Origin of the sequence: Curtobacterium sp. MCLR17_045 (assembly GCF_003234405.1) — a bacterium.
Lineage (GTDB): Bacteria > Actinomycetota > Actinomycetes > Actinomycetales > Microbacteriaceae > Curtobacterium > Curtobacterium flaccumfaciens.
Map to the genome: position 1 here is coordinate 12,600 of NZ_QKTB01000039.1, position 15,547 is coordinate 28,146.

A 15,547-nucleotide genomic window follows, 5' to 3' on the forward strand; every position below is an offset into this window, starting at 1 on the left:
TGGTGGGGGTCAGGCGGGGACGGCGATGGTCGCCAGGACCGCGGCGGTGATGAGCGCGAAGGAGATCGCGCCGGCGTCCGGTGTGCCGACGGCGTCCTCGCCGTGGGTGCGGGCGCGGCCCATCCGGGGCAACAGGTCGGCCGTGGCGTCCGCCGCGGTCTGTGCTGCAGCCGAGGCGGCCGACCAGGCGTCGACGAGTTCGTCACCGGCGTCGACCCGGGCGGAGAAGACCTGGTCGAACGGCACGAGCGCGTCGACCATCGTCTTGTCGCCGGGGACGGCCCCGAATGCCAGGACGGCTTCGGTGGCGGCGTGCACCGCGCTCTGGACCGTGGCGGCCGACGGGCGTTCGTCGTCGCCGAGGACGCGACCCAGTGCCTCCAGGGCGGCACCCCAGATCGCACCGGACGTCCCACCGGCCTTGTCGGACCAGGCGTCTCCGGCGATCGCGAGGACCGAACCGGCGCCGGCGCCACGGGCGGCGGCGTCCTGTGCCGCACGGTCGGCGGCGGTGGAGCCGCGCTGCATGCCGATGCCGTGGTCGCCGTCACCGGCGACGGCGTCGATGCGGCCGAGCTCGTCGGCGTGGTCGTCGATCGTGGCGCGGATCGCGGTGATCGCGCTCGCGACGCGGACTGCTGCGGCCTGGGACTCCTCGGTGCCGGGCGTCACGGGCACGACGATGCCGGCTTCGAGCACCTCGACCGGCACCGGCTGCTGCGGGACGGCGCCGCCCTTGCGGTAGGCGGGGGCATCGGCCGGTGCTGCCCAGAGCTGCTCGAGTTCGTCGTCGAGCCAGAACAGGGTGAGCGAGACGCCCGCCATGTCGAAGCTCGTGACGAGTTCGCCGACCTCGGGCTCGACGACGACGATGCCGGCGTCGGTGAGCTTCCGCTGGACGGCGCCGAAGACGACGAAGAGCTCCTCGTACTTGACCGAGCCGAGGCCGTTGAGGATCGGGACGACGCGGGCACCGTCCGCGGTGACGCCGGACGGCAGCTCGGTGAGGAGTTTGTCGACGAGCAGGTCGGCCAGGCCGTCCGCGGTGGGGACGTCGGCCTCGGCGATGCCGCGTTCGCCGTGGATGCCCATGCCGATGGCCATGCGCCCCTCGGGGACGGTGAAGAGCGGCTCGTCGGCACCCGGCAGGGAGCAGCCCGAGAACGCGACCCCGAAGCTGCGGGTGCGGTCGTTGGCCCTGGTCGCGATCGCGGTGACCGCGTCGAGGTCGTCGCCGCGTTCAGCGGCCGCGCCGGCCACCTTGAACACGCAGAGGTCACCCGCGATGCCGCGGCGCTTGTGTGCCTGGTCGGCGGGCGCGGACGCGACGTCGTCGGTCACGCGGACCGTGCGGACGTCGATGCCCTGTGCCTCGAGTGCCCGTGCCGCCGCGTCGAAGTTGAGGACGTCACCCGCGTAGTTGCCGTAGCTCAGCAGCACGCCGCCGCCGTGCTCGGACGCCTTCGCGACCGCGGTGACCTGCTGGGCGCTCGGGCTGGCGAACAGGTTGCCCATCGCGGCACCGGCCGCCAGGCCGTGCCCGACGAGGCCACCGAAGGCCGGGTAGTGGCCGGAGCCACCGCCGACGACGAGCGCGACGGTGCCCTCGGGGCTGGTGGTGGAGCGGGCGACCCCGCCGTGCACCCTGCGCACCCGGGCGCGGTTGGCGGCGACGAAGCCGTCCACCATCTCGTCGGCGAAGTCCGCCGGGTCGTTGAACAGGCGGGTCATGCGCCGGCCTCCTTCGCGATGGCGGTCGGTCCGTCCGTGGCGGCGACCGCGGTGTCGGCTCCGGACGCCGCGGCAGCTGCTTCGTTGCGCTTCGTGTTCCGGCCGAGCACGAACATCAGCACGCTCGACAGCACCATGAAGAAGCCGACGATGAACATCGGGACCTGGTAGCCGCCGGTCCACTCGCTGACGGCACCCGTGATGTACGGGGCGGCGAACCCACCGAGGTTGCCGACGGTGTTGATGAGGGCGACCCCCGCGGCTGCCGCGGCACCGGTCAGGAACTGCGTCGGGACCGTCCAGAAGTTCGGCAGGGCCGCGAAGATCGCAGACGCGGTGATCGCGATGACCGCGACGGTGGCGGCCGGGCTGTTCATGTAGAGCGCGACCGGGATGCTCAGGCCACCGACCAGGGCCGGGACGGCGATGTGCCAGACCCGGACGCCACGACGGAAGGCGTCACGCGACCAGAAGTACAGGACGACCGCGGCCGGCACGTACGGGATGGCCGTGATGAGGCCCTTCTGGAACAGGTCGAACGTGGTGCCGAACTGCTCCTGGAAGCCGTCGATGATCGTCGGCAGGAAGAAGCTGAGTGCGTACAGGCCGTAGATGAAGCCGAAGTACACCGCGGCGAGCATCCAGACGCGGCCGGAGCCGAAGGCCGCACGCAGGCCGCCCTTGCCGTGGCCGTCACCGCCGCCCTTCGCGGCGCTCTCGGCAGCGAGCGTCGTCTCGAGCCAGACCTTCTCGTCCTCGTCGAGCCACTTCGCCTGCGACGGCTTGTCCTTGAGCACGAAGAGGCACAGGACGCCGACGATGATCGCCGGGATCGAGACGCAGAGGAACATGAAGCGCCAGCCGGCCAGGCCGCCGAGGATCCCCTCGTGGGTCATCAGCCATCCGGCGAGCGGGGAACCGATGACGCTCGTGAGCGGCTGCGCCAGGTAGAAGAGCGCGAGCATCTTGCCGCGGTGCCGGGCCGGGACCCACGTCGACAGGAACAGGATCGCGCCGGGGAAGAAGCCGGCCTCGGCGATGCCGAGCAGGAAGCGCAGGCCGACGAGCTGCGGGTAGTTCTGCACCCACGTGAAGAGCAGGGACACGATGCCCCACGTGATCATGATGCGGGCGAGCCAGATCCGGGCGCCGAACTTGTGCAGCGCCAGGTTGGACGGCACCTCGAGGACGAGGTAGCCGATGAAGAACACACCGGACGCGAAGCCGAACTGGGCGGCGGTCAGGCCGAGGTCGGCCTCCATGCCGTTGGGGGCGGCGAAGGAGATCGCGGTGCGGTCGAGGAAGTTGATGAAGAACATCAGTGCCACGAACGGCACGATGCGGATCGCGATCTTGCGGATGGCCGTCTTCTCGACGACCGAGGTGGGGATGCCTCGCGTGGCGGGGATGTCCACGATGACTCCTGCTCGGTGGGGGTGGTACGACTCCCGTCCTGGCGGCTGCGCCGGGATGGTCCTGGCGGCTGAATCGGGATGGTCCTGGCGGCTGAATCGGGATGTTCCGGTCGGCTGCGTCGGGACGGTCCGTGCTGCTGCGCGGATCGGGAGCGGGCGCATCGGTGCGCCTGATCCAGTGTGCGTCGCGGTAGGTCAACTTGTCAACCGGTTGACCATTTCACGCGCTCCGCTCTGCTCGCTTCCGCCGCTCGCCGCGCTGGCGCTGCTCCCGCCGCAACCGGTTGACCGACCGGTACGCTCACTCCATGCCCGCGTTCAGCCCGGACGACCCCCTCAACATCCGACTCGAGCTCGAGTCCGTGCCCGTCGGGTCCCCCGCCTCGGTGGTCGCCCGACAGCTCGTCTCGCTGCTCACCGCCGGCGAGCTGGCCCCCGGCTCACGGCTGCCCTCGGAGCGGATCCTGTCCGAGCGGCTCGGCGTCGGACGCTCAGCCGTCCGTGAGGCCCTCGCCGCACTCGAGATCCTGGGCATCGTGCAGATCCGCCCCGGCTCGGGCACCTACCTGCGCGGAGGCACCTCGGACCTGCTCCCGACGACCCTGTCGTGGGGGCTCATGCTCGCGTCGAACCGCACCCGCGAGCTGCTCGAGATCCGGTCCTCGCTGGAGCGCACGGCCGCGATCCTCGCCGCACAGCGCGCCACCGACGGGCAGATCACCGAACTCGGCGAGTACCTGGTCCGGCAGGAGGCGACGCTCGACGACCCGCAGGCCTTCATCGACGCCGACGTCCGCTTCCACGTCCTGCTGGCGCGGGCGTCCGGCAACGACGTGCTCGCCGACCTGCTGCAGAGCCTGCGCTCCATGCTGAGCGTCTGGGTCGCGCGGCGCGTGCAGACCCGGCAGGCGACCGAGGCCGCGTTCCACGAGCACCGCGCCGTCTTCGAGGCGCTGCGCGCCCGCGACGTCTCCGCCGTGCAGCGCGCGATGGACGCGCACATGGCCACGGCGAGCGCCCGCATCGAGCACGCCGAGCCGCTGCCCGCCGACGAGTAGCGGGGCGCGCGCGCTTCGTGAGCAGGAATGGTCGGGTCCGTCGAGCCGACCCGACATCTTCTGCTCACGATCGGGGCGGACGGGAGGCCCGGGTCGCGCCCGCCCCGCACCGTGCGGTGTTGCCGGGTCGGCAACACCGCTTGGGTCCGGCCCGGCAGGTGCGCTGGAGTAGGTGCATGCACACCCACCACGACGGCTCCGCCGCCGGATCTGCCACCGATGCCACCGCCGCACCGTCCGCCCGGGAGTGGTGGGAGGCCCGCTACGCCGAGCGCGACGGCATCTGGTCGGGCCGGGTGAACGCCGTGCTCGCCTCGGTGACCTGGGGGCTGCCGGTGGGGCGGGCGCTCGACCTCGGCTGCGGCGAGGGCGGCGACGTGGTGTGGCTCGCCGAGCAGGGGTGGGACGTGACGGGCATCGACCTGTCCGTGACGGCGCTCCAGCGTGGTTCGCGGGCTGCCGTCGCCGCCGGGGTCCAGGAGCAGACGGCGTTCGTCGCCGCAGACCTCGCCCGGTGGGACACCGCCGCACGGTTCGACCTGGTGACGGCCTCGTTCCTGCAGTCGTGGCCGGTGGAGATCCCCCGAGCCGACATCCTGCATCGGGCCGCCGGCTTCGTCGCCGCCGGTGGGCACCTGCTCGTCACCGCGCACGCCGCTCCCCCGCACGACGAGCTGCCGCCCGAGCTGCGGGAGTACCGGTTCCCCGCGCCGGCCGACGACCTCGCCGCCCTGCAGCTCGACGACCGGTGGGACGTCCTGGTCGCCGAGGTCCGGCCGCGCACTGCGACGACGCCGGAGGGTGATCCGCACGAGGTGCTCGACAGCGTCGTGCTCGCCCGGCTGACGCGCGGGTAGCGTCGGTGGCGTGAGCACCGACGACGGCATCCGCGCGCTCGTCGTGGACGGTGTCGAGGTCGCCGTCGAACGCAGCGGCGCCGACACGGTCGCCACGTCGTCCCCTCGCCCGTACCTGCACCCGGTCCGGACCCTCGGTGGCACCGTCGTCAGCGAACACCACCCCGGCGACCACGACTGGCACTGCGGGGTCGGCGTCGCCATCCCCTATGTCGACGCCGTGAACTGCTGGGGCGGCCCGACCTACGTCCGCGGCTCCGGCTACGTGTGGCATGACGACCACGGCTCGGTCGAGGTGGTGCACGCGGAGCAGCACGACACGACGTCCGCCGAGCAGCTCGTCTGGCGGGGCCCGGACCGCGCGGTGGTCCTGCGCGAGGACCGCACCCTCCGCTGGCACGCAGTCACCAGCGGGTGGGAGCTTTCCTGGTCGTCGTCGTTCCGGGCCCCCGGTGACTCCCCCGTGCACCTCGGCGGTCCGGGCAGCAACGGCCGGACCGGAGCGGGCTACGGCGGCTTCTTCTGGCGGTTCCCCGAGTGCACGGGAGTGGTCATCCGGACCGCCGATGCCGAGGGCGAGGCCGCCGTGCACGGCTCGGCCGCACCCTGGATCACCTGGTCGGCGGTGTTCGACGGCGGTCCGGCGACGATCCGCATCGAGGCCCTCGACCACCACGACCCCTGGTTCGTCCGCGCCGAGGAGTACCCGGCGATCGGCTCGGCACTGGCGTGGGACTCCCCCGCCGTCGTGCAGCCCGGCGCTCCGCTGGTCCGCTCGTTCCGCGCGACGATCACCGACGGCGGTACGCTCGCCGGATGAGCACCGGGGACTGGGAGTCACGCGTCGCGGCGCTGTGGGACGACGAGACGATCGACGATCAGCAGCGGATCGAGTGGATGCGCGACCTCGCCGCCGACGCTCCGCATCCCGCACTCGGCGCGCTCGAGCTCGGCGGCGCCTTCGACTCGGGCGGCCACGAGGCCGAGGCCGACGTGCAGTACGCCGCCGCGACCACGGCTGGCCTGGACGCCGTCGACCCAGATCGCGCCGCCAGGATGGTCGTCCAGCACGCCTCGACGCTCCGCAACCTCGGTCGGATCGACGAGGCCATCGCGATGCTCCGCGACGCGCCGGAGCACTCCGCCACCGGAGCGGCACCCAAGGTGTTCCTCGCGCTCGCACTGCACAGCGCCGGACGCTCCGCCGAGGCCCTGCGCGTCGCGATCGAGGCCGTCGAGCCGACGCTCCCCCGGTACCACCGGTCCGTCCGTGCCTACGCGGCGGCCCTCACCGAGGACTGACGCGCGTCAGGCGTTCCGGCGCTGGAGCGCGTCCGCAGCCTTGCCGAGCAGCCAGTTCACGGCCCACCCCAGCACGCCGATCACGGGCAGCGCGAGGATGACCACCGTCCACAGCACCTTGACCACCTGCGTCCGGCGACGGTCGCGCCAGACCTGAACCAGCGCTACGGCCTCGAGTGCCAGCAGCACGAGGAGCACCACGGCGTGTGCTCCCGACACGTTCGTCAACACGAGCGGTCCTCTCCGCGGCGACGGTCGTCGCCCGCATCGATGACAGTAGGGCCTGCCCGGACTCGTCCGCGTCATCCGTCCGACTGACCGCGCGGGTCGGTCTGGCGATCGCGCTGGCAGGTCAGGCGATCGCGACCTCACCCAGCGCGAGCAGTTCACGGGCCCGACCGGCGTCGGCAGCCGGTGGCCGACCGTGCAGGGCGCGGTAGTCGCGCGAGAAGTGCGAGGCGCTCCGGTACCCGACCGCGACCGCAGCCTGGGCGGCGGTGTCACCGAGCACGATCATCCGCCGCCGGGCTTCCCCGAGCCGCAGCCGCCGCAGGTACTGCACCGGGCTCATCCCGGTGACCTGCCGGAAGCGCGCGAACAGTGTCGACTCGCTCGTCCGGACCGCCGCGGCCAGGCCGGCCACCGACCAGGGGTCCGCCAACCGGTCGGTGAGCAGGGCCGTGGCGGCCGCGACCACGTCGCCGTCCCGATTGCCGATCGCGGCCAGGATGCGCGGGGCCTGGTCGGTCTGCAGCAGGCGGAGCACGACCTCGCGGGTGACGAGCGGGGCGAGGACCGTCATGTCCTCCGGAGCATCGAGCAGTCCGACGAGCCGGGCGAACGCGTCCGCCAGGGCTGGGGTCCAGTTGCCGAGTCGTGCCGGCGGCGCCTCGTCCTGGTGGGGGCGGGACATCGCCGTCGCGACCTCGGCGACCACCGCAGGGTCGAGCTGCCAGACGACCGCGACGAACCCCGCGAGTGGTTCGACCTCGACCACCCCGGCGATCACGGGCAGGTCGACGGGCGTGATGATGAAGCGCTCGCGACCCCAGAGCTGGTCGTCATCCCCGACGATGGACCGCTTCTGCCCCGCGAGCACCACCGACACCGACGGCGTGTAGCGCTGGTACCCGAGGTCGGTCGGCGCGTCGACCCGGGCCAGGCGGAGTCCGAGCCGTCCGGCGCGCTCCGTGTCGTCGACGTGGGCCAGGACGCTCTGCAGCGCGCGGTCCAGTCGATCCGAGGTGACGTCGTCCATGTGCCCATTCTGTCGAGCCGATCGATGCGCTGAACGCCCGTGCGGGATCCGGCAAGCACTCCGGAGTCCTGGGCAATCTCCACGAGGCACGCGGGACCGAGCATCGGAGCATGCAGACCAACGAAGCACTCCTCGACTCCCTGACCACCGACGACCGACTGGCCGGCCGGACCGCGCTGGTGACCGGCGCCTCGAGCGGCATCGGTGAAGCCGTCGCCCGTGTCCTCGCCGCCTCCGGCGCCACCGTCGCGGTCGCGGGCCGCGACCCGGAGCGCACGCAGGCAGTGGTGGACGCCATCACCGCGTCCGGAGGAACCGCCGTGGCCGTGATCGGCGACCTGAACACCCACCCCGACACGGTCCGTGACCTCGCCGCCCGCGCCACTGAGGCCCTCGGCGGCCGGGTCGACGTCCTCGTCAACAACGCCGGCGTCTACCCGGTCGGCCCCACCGCGCTGCTCGCCGACGACGACGCCGAAGCCCTCTGGGCCACGAACGTCCGCGCACCCCACGTGCTGGTCGGCGCGCTGGCTCCGGGCATGGTCGAGCGCGGCTCGGGCGTCATCGTGAACATCGGCTCGTGGATGTCCCGCGTCGGCGTCCCGTTCACGGCGCTCTACCCGGCGACGAAGGCCGCGGTCGAGCAGCTGACCCGCGCCTGGGCAGCCGAGTTCGGACCGCACGGCGTCCGGGTGTCGACCGTGTCGCCCGGGGCCACCGCGACGCCGGGCAACGCGGACTCGCACGACGTCCTCGCGCAGATGACGGCGGGCACCCCGGCCGGCGCACCCGTCCGACCGGTCGACGTCGCGTTCGCCGTGCGCTGGCTGGCCTCCGACGAGGCGACCTTCGTGCACGGCGCCACCATCGACGTGGACGGCGGCATCGCCGCGACCCGCCTCGGCTGAGCGCGCCCCGCACGAGCGGGCGAAACACCCGGGTTCATGCGCGGAGGCACCCGGGCATTTCGCCCGCTCGGCGGGAGTCGGTCAGCCGGGCATCGGTCCGCGAGGGGTCACGACACACCGCCGGCGGGTGGCCGTGCGGTCACGGACCGTCGCGCGGGAGCGCGTCAGCCGACGGATCGTGACCGCTCGGCGGACGGCGTGGGCGCGGCGGTGGGCGCGACCACCACACGGTCGGGAGGCGCGGTGCGGGGTGGCACCGGGCCTCCCGTCAGGCGGTGTGGTCGCCGACCACCCGTGGGACCGGCAGCGAGTCGCTGGTCGTACGCAGGGACTCCTGGCGGATCTCGAGCTGCGACACGGCGAGCGCCGCCAGGTCGCGGAGGTTGGCGAGGTCGTCCTCGGTGGCCTGCCGCGGGCGGGTGTCGAGCACGGCGAGGGTCCCGATCGGTGCGCCGTCGTGCTTGACGAGCGGGACGCTGACGTAGAAGCGGATGCCGAGCGGACCGGTGACCAGGGGGCTGTTCCGCATCTCGGGGTGTGCGGAGCCGTCCGGGATCACGACGGGGACGGGGACCGGGGCGAAGCCGTTGCGGAAGCTGATGCTGCGGGCGGCCTCGTCGACGCCCTCGGCGATGTACGACTGGGACCACTCGCGGTCCTCGTCGAGGACCTCGACCAGGGCGATCGGTGCGTCGAAGAGCCGGGCGGCCATCGCCGTGGTGCGCTGCAGCGACTCGTCGGGCAGGGTGTCGAGGGTCGCCGGGCGGTCCGTCTCGGGGCGCGTCGGTACCGGGGCCGTCTCGTCGGTCGGCTCGACCACGTGGTCGGCCGTGGCGGTCTCGGCGATCACGACGTCGCGGAGCATCGTGACCAGCTCGGCGCCGAGCGGGCGGGCCGCGGGGTCCTGCGCGGTCATGGCGCGGAGCAGGTGCTTCCAGTGCTCGGGCAGGGGCTCGGGGACCACGGGGTCGCGCGACAGCCGGGCGACGGCGGACTCGACGAGCGAGCCCGGGAACTCGCGACGGCGGGTGAAGCACTGCAGCAGCACGAGGCCGAGCGAGTAGACGTCGCTCGGCGGGCCCACCTCGCCGCCGCGCGCCTGCTCGGGGCTGAGGTAGGCCGCGGTGCCGGTGGTGACGCCGTCGGCGGTCAGGCGCTCGACGCCGGCGGCGAGCGCGATGCCGAAGTCGGTCAGGCGTGCGCGGGCCCGCTCGGAGGCGTTGCCGTAGTCGACGAGCAGGATGTTCGACGGCTTGATGTCGCGGTGCACGACGCCGTGGGCGTGGATGTAGTCGAGCGCCTCGGCCATGTCGTAGCCGATCTCGGCGATGTGCCGCGAGGCGAGCGGGCCGACGGCGAGACGCTCCTCGAGGTCCTGCCCGACGACGAGCGACATCACGATGTAGCGCTGCTGCGTGCCGTCCTGCCCGGTGACGACTCCGGCGTCGAGCAGGCTGACGAGGTTGTGGTGCTCGAGCGACGCCAGCACGCCGAGTTCGGCCTCTTGGCGGGCGATGTCGACGATGCCCGCGTGGAAGAGCTTGATCGCGACCGGGCGGTGCAGGCTCTCGTCCACACCCCGGTAGACGACGGACATGCCGCCCTGGCCGATCGCTTGCTCCACGCGGTACCGACCGTCGAGCAGCGGCGCGCTCGCGTCGTGGTCTCCCGTCGGGATCATCCAACCCTCGTTCTCGGCTCCGGCACCAACGATGCATCTTCGCATCCCGACGGGTATCTCGTTCGCCGACGTCGTTCTCCGGCTGAACGGGGGCCGTTCGGCCTGCAAGACACCGGTGTTCGCGGGTCGAACACGCGCAGACCGCGGTTCAACGTGCGAACACCGGTGTCTTACGATCCCGGCGGCACCCGACCGCCCCGTCAGCGACGCGTCGCGACCGTGCTCACGCGGAGGTCCTCGAAGGTGCTGGTGAAGCCGGGGCCCCCGAGTGAGATGAGCCCGACGCGGGGTGCACTGCCGAGGTCCGCCGTCCAGGTCCCGCCCCGGACGAAGTGCCGCCCGTCCAGGCTCGTGTAGGCCGTGTACCGGTCCTCACCCCGGACCTCGCGGTGGACGATCCGGAGCGTGGTGGTGTCCCCGACCGGACCGACGACCATGTTGCCGTAGCTCGGCGCCCCGGCCGGTTGCCCGGACACCTGCTTGCCGAACTCCGTCTGGCGCGTGTTGAAGATCGAGTTCGAGGTGAGGCGGACGTAGTTGCCGTCGTCACCCCAGACGATCAGGCCGCCCTGCACGTAGTTCAGGCCGTCGCCGGTCGCCGGGGTGTCCACCCCGACCGTGGTCTGGAGCACGTAGTCCCCACGGGGTGCCGGTTCGGACAACACCGATGCGAGCGGCGTCGCCGGCGGGTGGATGTCGGCGTCCTGCGTCTGCCAGCGGAACGTGCCGTCGGCGACGGTCCAGGTGGACGGGTCGGGCGCACGCGTCCAGGCGAGCTGGGCCGGCAGCGCTCCGGGCTCCGCCCCGGGCGCCGCCCCCGGCAGCGCGGCACCGTCGAACGACGTCGACAGTGCCCGGATCGTCCGCCCCGGCACGTCGACGGGGGCGGTCGACGCCCGGTACGTCGGCCGTTGCCCGGGCTGCGCGACCGGCCCCGGCTGCACCGTGTCGGACGGCCCGGCACCACCGCGGACGACCGGCCAGCCGCCCTGCCAGTCGAGCGGGTCGATCAGCGCCGGCCGCTTCGTGTAGGTCGGCTGCCCCGCGTAGTACGGGTCGTTGCGATCGGCCGCGTGGTAGATGATCCAGTCCTGCCCGGCGAAGTCGGTGACCACGGTGTTGTGGCCGGTCCCGACCCACCGGTTGCCGTTCTGCGCGAGCAGGGGCGTGCCACCGACCCGGGTGCTCGTGATCGCCACGCCGTCGCGGTCCGTGAACGGTCCCAGCGGGCTGCGCGACCGGGCGACGAAGACGCCGTAGCCGGTCAGGGCGCCGTTGCAGCAGTTCGTGGCGGAGCCCATGAAGTACCACCAGCCACCGTGCCGCATCAGGTACGCGCCCTCGTAGCGGTTGTCGATCGCGATCTGCCGCTCGGTCGACGGGTCGGAGCGCAGTCCGTCGGCGCTGAGGCGTCGGACGTTCACGCCGCCGAAGTAGCTGCCGAAGTACAGGTAGGTCGTCCCCTTGTCCGTGATGACCTCGGGGTCGAACGCCCACCGCGCTCCGTCGCCGTTCGGTGCGGTCTGCGGTGCCACGACCGGGCCGCCGGAGTCCTTCCACGGGCCGGTCGGGCTCGAGCTCGTCGCCACCCCGACCGCGGAGCCGCCGCCGGTCGGCCCCGTCGCCGACGGGGTGTCCGAGGCCGCGTAGTACAGGTACCAGGTACCGGCCCGGCCACGGTCTCCGGCGCGGTACACGACGTCCGGCGCCCAGATCCCGTTCGCGTCGCCCACCCAGGCGGGCTTCGTCGGGAAGGCATCGTTGACGTACGTCCAGTGGGTCAGGTCGGTCGACCGATACGTCGGCACCGCGTGCTGCACGAGGGACCCGTCCGGGTTCTGCTCCGTCGCGGTGAGCGCGTCGGTGGTGCAGTACAGGTACCAGTTGCGGTTGCGTCCGGCTCCGTGGATCACGGTCGGGTCCGCGCAGCTCGCCGCCGTCTGCCCGTCCGGCAGGCTGAGCGCGACCGGGTTCCGGTGGCTGGGTGCCGCGCGGCCGTGCCGGCCGGCGGCGTTCGACGCCGCGGTCGTGGTGGTGGTCGCCCGGGTGGTCCCGCCCGGCACCGCGGACGCATCCGCTGGCGCGGCCTGGAGGCCCGTGGTCGCGACGCCGAGGAACGTCACGACGGCGAGGAGTGCGGTGGACGATCGGCGCATGCCGGACCTGCTCTCGTCGTTGAGGAAGGTGCTGCTTGAGGGACTGCGGGTGTCGCCTGGCGACGTGCGCGAGCGTACGCTCGGCTCGACGAAGGAGTCATGCCATGCCCGCGAGGTTCGTCTACTGGATCAACGTCTCCGTCGACGGGTTCGTCGAACGGGCCCCCGGCGAGCACGACGGCCTGGACGGACCCGACTGGATCCGGATCGACGAGCCACTGCACCGCGAGTTCACCGCCCGCGCTGCGGCGATGACCCTGTCCGTCGAGGGTCGGGTGGTGCGCGACATGATGGACCCGTTCTGGCCGGATGCCCGGCACGACGAGTCGATGCCGCAGTACCTGCGCGAGTACGGCGAGATCTGGACCGCGCAGCCGAAGATCCTGGTGTCCCGCACACGGACCACCGCCGACCACGACACCCGGGTCATCGGAGGCGACGGCGACGCGATCGCCGAGCTGGCCGCGATCCGTGCCTCCGGCGACGGCGACGTCGGCGTGGGCGGCCCGAGCATCGCGAGTCAGCTGCTCGATGCCGGGCTGCTCGACGAGGTCATGCTCTTCACGCACCCGTCGGTGCTCGGCGCCGGCCGACCGCTGTTCGATCCGCCGCGCTCGGGGCACCGCCCGCTCGTGCAGCTCGACCTGCTCGAGCAGCAGCGCTACGACAACGGTGTCACCCTGCACCGGTACGACGTCCGGCGGTCCTGAGCGCTCGGAACGTCAGTCCTCGACGGGCTCGGTGGCGATGATCCGGACGTACCAGGCGCTGTCGCGGTCACTGCCGAACCCGTTGAAGGAAACGCTGTCCGCCCGGCGACGCAGCTCCGCTGGAAGGTCGATCCGCTGTGAACCGTCCCGGCAGGAGATCGGATCTGTCGGTCGGGTCTGCGAGGCGCCTGCCGAGCCGATGGTGGAGGAGCCACTCATGTGCCCGTCCCCGAAGCACGAGAACTCGAGGTGGTCGACCGACTCCGGGTGCGGGAACGTGATGGTGACGCCCGTGCCTGGTTCGTCACTGTCGTCGTCCCCGGGTGACACAGCGGCGAACAGGGCGCCGAGCTCGGTGTCCGACTCGACTGCTCGCTGCCGCTTCTCCCAGGCGGACAGCGCTGCCTCGTCGACGGGCGGCGGCCCGGCGCAGCCGGCCAGCAGGAGCACACCCGCGATCGCGGGCAGGAGCAGGGCGGGGACGGAACGCACGCTGTGAGCCTAGTGACGCGGTGGACCCGCCCGCGGAACGACGGGAGGCGCGGTGCCGGCTGGCACCGCGCCTCCCGGCCGTGGGGTGGTCGCGTCAGACGTCGCGACGGCGCGCGAGCGTCAGGGCGAGGCCACCCACGACGAGCACCTCGGCGGCGAGGACGCCGAAGCCGCCCCAGCCGTTCAGCACGACCCCGCTGTTGTCGACCGTGCTCGCGCCGTCGTACGAGTAGGCGTAGAGCTGGCCGCCGGCCGAGTCGGGCAGGAACGCCGCGATGTCCATCGGCCAGTCGACCTTCATCAGTCCGCTCATGAGTGCGAGCACCCCCGGAACGACCAGCAGGAGGCCGAGCGTGATCGCGATGCCGCCGGCGCTCGACCGGACGAGCAGACCGATGCCGTACGCGAGGAGCGCCAGCAGGGTCAGGAAGACCGACGAACCGAGGATCGGCAGGAACACCGACGGGTCACCGAGCTCCGGCTCGACTCCGTTGCCGGCCAGCAGCGGGAGCGAGATGAGGACGCCGATCCAGGTGGCGACGGCGCTGACGACGAAGGTCGCGATGGCGAGGACGGTGGCCTTCGCCAGGATCACGCCGGTGCGCCGCGGGTCTGCGGTGAAGGTCGAGCGGACCTGGCCCGTGCCGTACTCACCGGTGATGATGAGGACGCCGAGCACGCCGACGACGAGCGACGAGAGCAGGACACCCACGGCGTTGGCGTTCACGAAGGTGCCGTTGGCGACGTCCGTCGGCAGCTCCTGGCCGCCGCTGTTCGTGTTCGCCCCGATCAGCGCCGCCATGCCGATCGTGAGGACGACCAGGATCGCGTAGCACCAGAACGTGGACCGGATGCTGCGCAGCTTGATCCACTCGCTCCGCACCAGGTGCGGGAACGACAGGCGGGTCGAGCCGGACATCCGGGTCGACGGCGTGGTGGGCGAGGTGGTGGCGCTCATCGGGTGCCCTCCGATCGGTACTCGACGTCGTCGCGGGTGAGGGCCATGTAGGCCTCCTCCAGGCTCGCGCCGGTCGGGGTGAGTTCGTGCAGGGGGACGCCTGCCTGTGCGGCGATGTTGCCGACCGTCGGTGCGTCGGGCCCGACGACGAGGAACGAGCCGTCCTCGCGCTGGGTGACCGCGGCGTTCGGGCCGATGGCGTTGAACAGGCCGTTCGGGTCCGGCGTGCGGACGATGACACGGCTGACGGCGGCATCGGTGCCGGCAGCGGCGCCACCACCGGCGACGAACTCGGCGATCGGGGCGTCGGCGAGGACCTTGCCCCGGCCGAGCACGACCACGCGGTCGGCGGTCTGCGCCATCTCGCTCATCAGGTGGCTGGAGAGGAACACCGTGCGGCCGTCGGCGGCCATGCGGCGGGCGAGCTGACGCACCCACACGACACCGTCGGGGTCGAGGCCGTTGACGGGCTCGTCGAGGATCAGGGTCTTCGGGTCGCCGAGCAGTGCGGCAGCGATTCCCAGGCGCTGCCCCATGCCGAGCGAGAACCCGCCGACGCGCTTCTTCGCGACGGAGTCGAGGCCGGTCATGTCGATGACCTCGTGCACGCGGGACTTCGGGATGCCGTGGGTCGCCGCGAGCGAGAGCAGGTGGTTGTAGGCGCTGCGCCCCGAGTGCACGGCCTTCGCCTCGAGCAGGGCGCCGACCTGCCGGAGCGGGTCGCGGAAGCTCGTGTAGGGCTGGCCGTTCACGGTGGCTGTGCCCGACGTGGGCCGGTCGAGCCCCATGATCATGCGCATCGTGGTGGACTTCCCGGCGCCGTTGGGCCCGAGGAAGCCGGTCACACTGCCGGGACGCACGACGAAGGAGACGTCGTCCACGGCGGTCTTCGGACCGTACTGTTTGGTGAGATGGCTGACTTCGATCACGGCCTCGACGCTACGGGAGGGGCCGTCGGTGCCGCGTCCGCCGTTGGGGGGAGATGTGTGCTCCCACAGGGTGACGCGGGGGGTGCTGGGGC

15 protein-coding genes are annotated in these 15,547 nt (G+C 72.4%); 6 read left to right on the forward strand and 9 right to left on the reverse strand.

Annotated features, from left to right (window positions below; all coding sequences use genetic code 11):
• Positions 1-9: 9 nt before the first annotated feature.
• Positions 10-1,731: a dihydroxyacetone kinase family protein gene (locus DEJ05_RS16545; RefSeq protein ID WP_111111117.1), complete on the reverse strand. Its 1,722-nt coding sequence runs from the start codon at positions 1,729-1,731 to the stop codon at positions 10-12.
• Positions 1,728-3,146: an MFS transporter gene (locus DEJ05_RS16550; protein WP_111111119.1), complete on the reverse strand. Its 1,419-nt coding sequence runs from the start codon at positions 3,144-3,146 to the stop codon at positions 1,728-1,730. Before DEJ05_RS16550 ends, DEJ05_RS16545 begins: the two co-directional genes overlap by 4 nt.
• Positions 3,147-3,454: 308 nt before the next feature.
• On the opposite strand from DEJ05_RS16550, the gene DEJ05_RS16555 reads away from it, so the two are divergent.
• The 4 genes from DEJ05_RS16555 to DEJ05_RS16570 all read left to right on the forward strand — a co-directional run bounded on the left by DEJ05_RS16555 (position 3,455) and on the right by DEJ05_RS16570 (position 6,363).
• Positions 3,455-4,204 (forward strand): FadR/GntR family transcriptional regulator, encoded by a 750-nt coding sequence (locus DEJ05_RS16555; protein WP_111111121.1) that lies wholly within the window; start codon positions 3,455-3,457, stop codon positions 4,202-4,204.
• A 176-nt stretch (positions 4,205-4,380) separates the two neighbouring features.
• The gene (locus DEJ05_RS16560) at positions 4,381-5,061 is read left to right on the forward strand and encodes a bifunctional 2-polyprenyl-6-hydroxyphenol methylase/3-demethylubiquinol 3-O-methyltransferase UbiG (protein WP_111111123.1); all 681 of its coding nucleotides are present in this window, start codon (positions 4,381-4,383) and stop codon (positions 5,059-5,061) included.
• Between the two features lie 10 nt (positions 5,062-5,071).
• The gene (locus DEJ05_RS16565; protein WP_111111125.1) at positions 5,072-5,881 is read left to right on the forward strand and encodes a PmoA family protein; all 810 of its coding nucleotides are present in this window, start codon (positions 5,072-5,074) and stop codon (positions 5,879-5,881) included.
• Entirely contained in the window at positions 5,878-6,363 is a 486-nt protein-coding gene (locus tag DEJ05_RS16570) for a tetratricopeptide repeat protein (protein ID WP_111111127.1), read from the forward strand. The genes DEJ05_RS16565 and DEJ05_RS16570 overlap by 4 nt, the downstream gene beginning before the upstream one ends.
• 6 nt (positions 6,364-6,369) lie before the next feature.
• Here DEJ05_RS16570 and DEJ05_RS16575 read toward each other — a convergent pair whose 3' ends face one another.
• Together DEJ05_RS16575 and DEJ05_RS16580 are read right to left on the reverse strand one after the other, a co-directional pair.
• Positions 6,370-6,582 carry a PLDc N-terminal domain-containing protein gene (locus DEJ05_RS16575; RefSeq protein ID WP_239001530.1) on the reverse strand — a complete coding sequence of 71 codons (213 nt, stop codon included), beginning with the start codon at positions 6,580-6,582 and terminating at the stop codon, positions 6,370-6,372.
• A gap of 133 nt (positions 6,583-6,715) precedes the next feature.
• Positions 6,716-7,621: an AraC family transcriptional regulator gene (locus DEJ05_RS16580; protein WP_111111129.1), complete on the reverse strand. Its 906-nt coding sequence runs from the start codon at positions 7,619-7,621 to the stop codon at positions 6,716-6,718.
• A 110-nt stretch (positions 7,622-7,731) separates the two neighbouring features.
• On the opposite strand from DEJ05_RS16580, the gene DEJ05_RS16585 reads away from it, so the two are divergent.
• Positions 7,732-8,529, forward strand: coding sequence for an SDR family NAD(P)-dependent oxidoreductase (locus tag DEJ05_RS16585; RefSeq protein ID WP_111111131.1), 798 nt, complete (start codon positions 7,732-7,734; stop codon positions 8,527-8,529).
• Between the two features lie 268 nt (positions 8,530-8,797).
• Here DEJ05_RS16585 and DEJ05_RS16590 read toward each other — a convergent pair whose 3' ends face one another.
• Together DEJ05_RS16590 and DEJ05_RS16595 are read right to left on the reverse strand one after the other, a co-directional pair.
• The gene (locus tag DEJ05_RS16590; RefSeq protein WP_111031061.1) at positions 8,798-10,210 is read right to left on the reverse strand and encodes a GAF domain-containing serine/threonine-protein kinase; all 1,413 of its coding nucleotides are present in this window, start codon (positions 10,208-10,210) and stop codon (positions 8,798-8,800) included.
• 200 nt (positions 10,211-10,410) lie between these two features.
• Positions 10,411-12,366 carry a family 43 glycosylhydrolase gene (locus DEJ05_RS16595; protein ID WP_111111133.1) on the reverse strand — a complete coding sequence of 652 codons (1,956 nt, stop codon included), beginning with the start codon at positions 12,364-12,366 and terminating at the stop codon, positions 10,411-10,413.
• 104 nt (positions 12,367-12,470) lie between these two features.
• Here DEJ05_RS16595 and DEJ05_RS16600 point away from each other — a divergent pair, with 104 nt between their 5' ends.
• On the forward strand, positions 12,471-13,076 hold the full coding sequence (locus tag DEJ05_RS16600) for a dihydrofolate reductase family protein (RefSeq protein WP_111111135.1): 606 nt from the start codon (positions 12,471-12,473) through the stop codon (positions 13,074-13,076).
• 12 nt (positions 13,077-13,088) lie between these two features.
• Here the strand turns inward: DEJ05_RS16600 and DEJ05_RS16605 are convergent, their stop codons facing one another.
• The 3 genes from DEJ05_RS16605 to DEJ05_RS16615 all read right to left on the reverse strand — a co-directional run bounded on the left by DEJ05_RS16605 (position 13,089) and on the right by DEJ05_RS16615 (position 15,455).
• Positions 13,089-13,568: a hypothetical protein gene (locus DEJ05_RS16605; RefSeq protein WP_111111137.1), complete on the reverse strand. Its 480-nt coding sequence runs from the start codon at positions 13,566-13,568 to the stop codon at positions 13,089-13,091.
• A 94-nt stretch (positions 13,569-13,662) separates the two neighbouring features.
• A complete protein-coding gene (locus DEJ05_RS16610; protein ID WP_111089311.1) occupies positions 13,663-14,526 on the reverse strand; it encodes an ABC transporter permease in 864 nt (287 codons plus the stop codon).
• Complete coding sequence (locus DEJ05_RS16615; protein ID WP_111095987.1) at positions 14,523-15,455, reverse strand: ABC transporter ATP-binding protein; 933 nt, start codon at positions 15,453-15,455, stop codon at positions 14,523-14,525. Before DEJ05_RS16615 ends, DEJ05_RS16610 begins: the two co-directional genes overlap by 4 nt.
• Between the last annotated feature and the right edge of the window lie 92 nt (positions 15,456-15,547).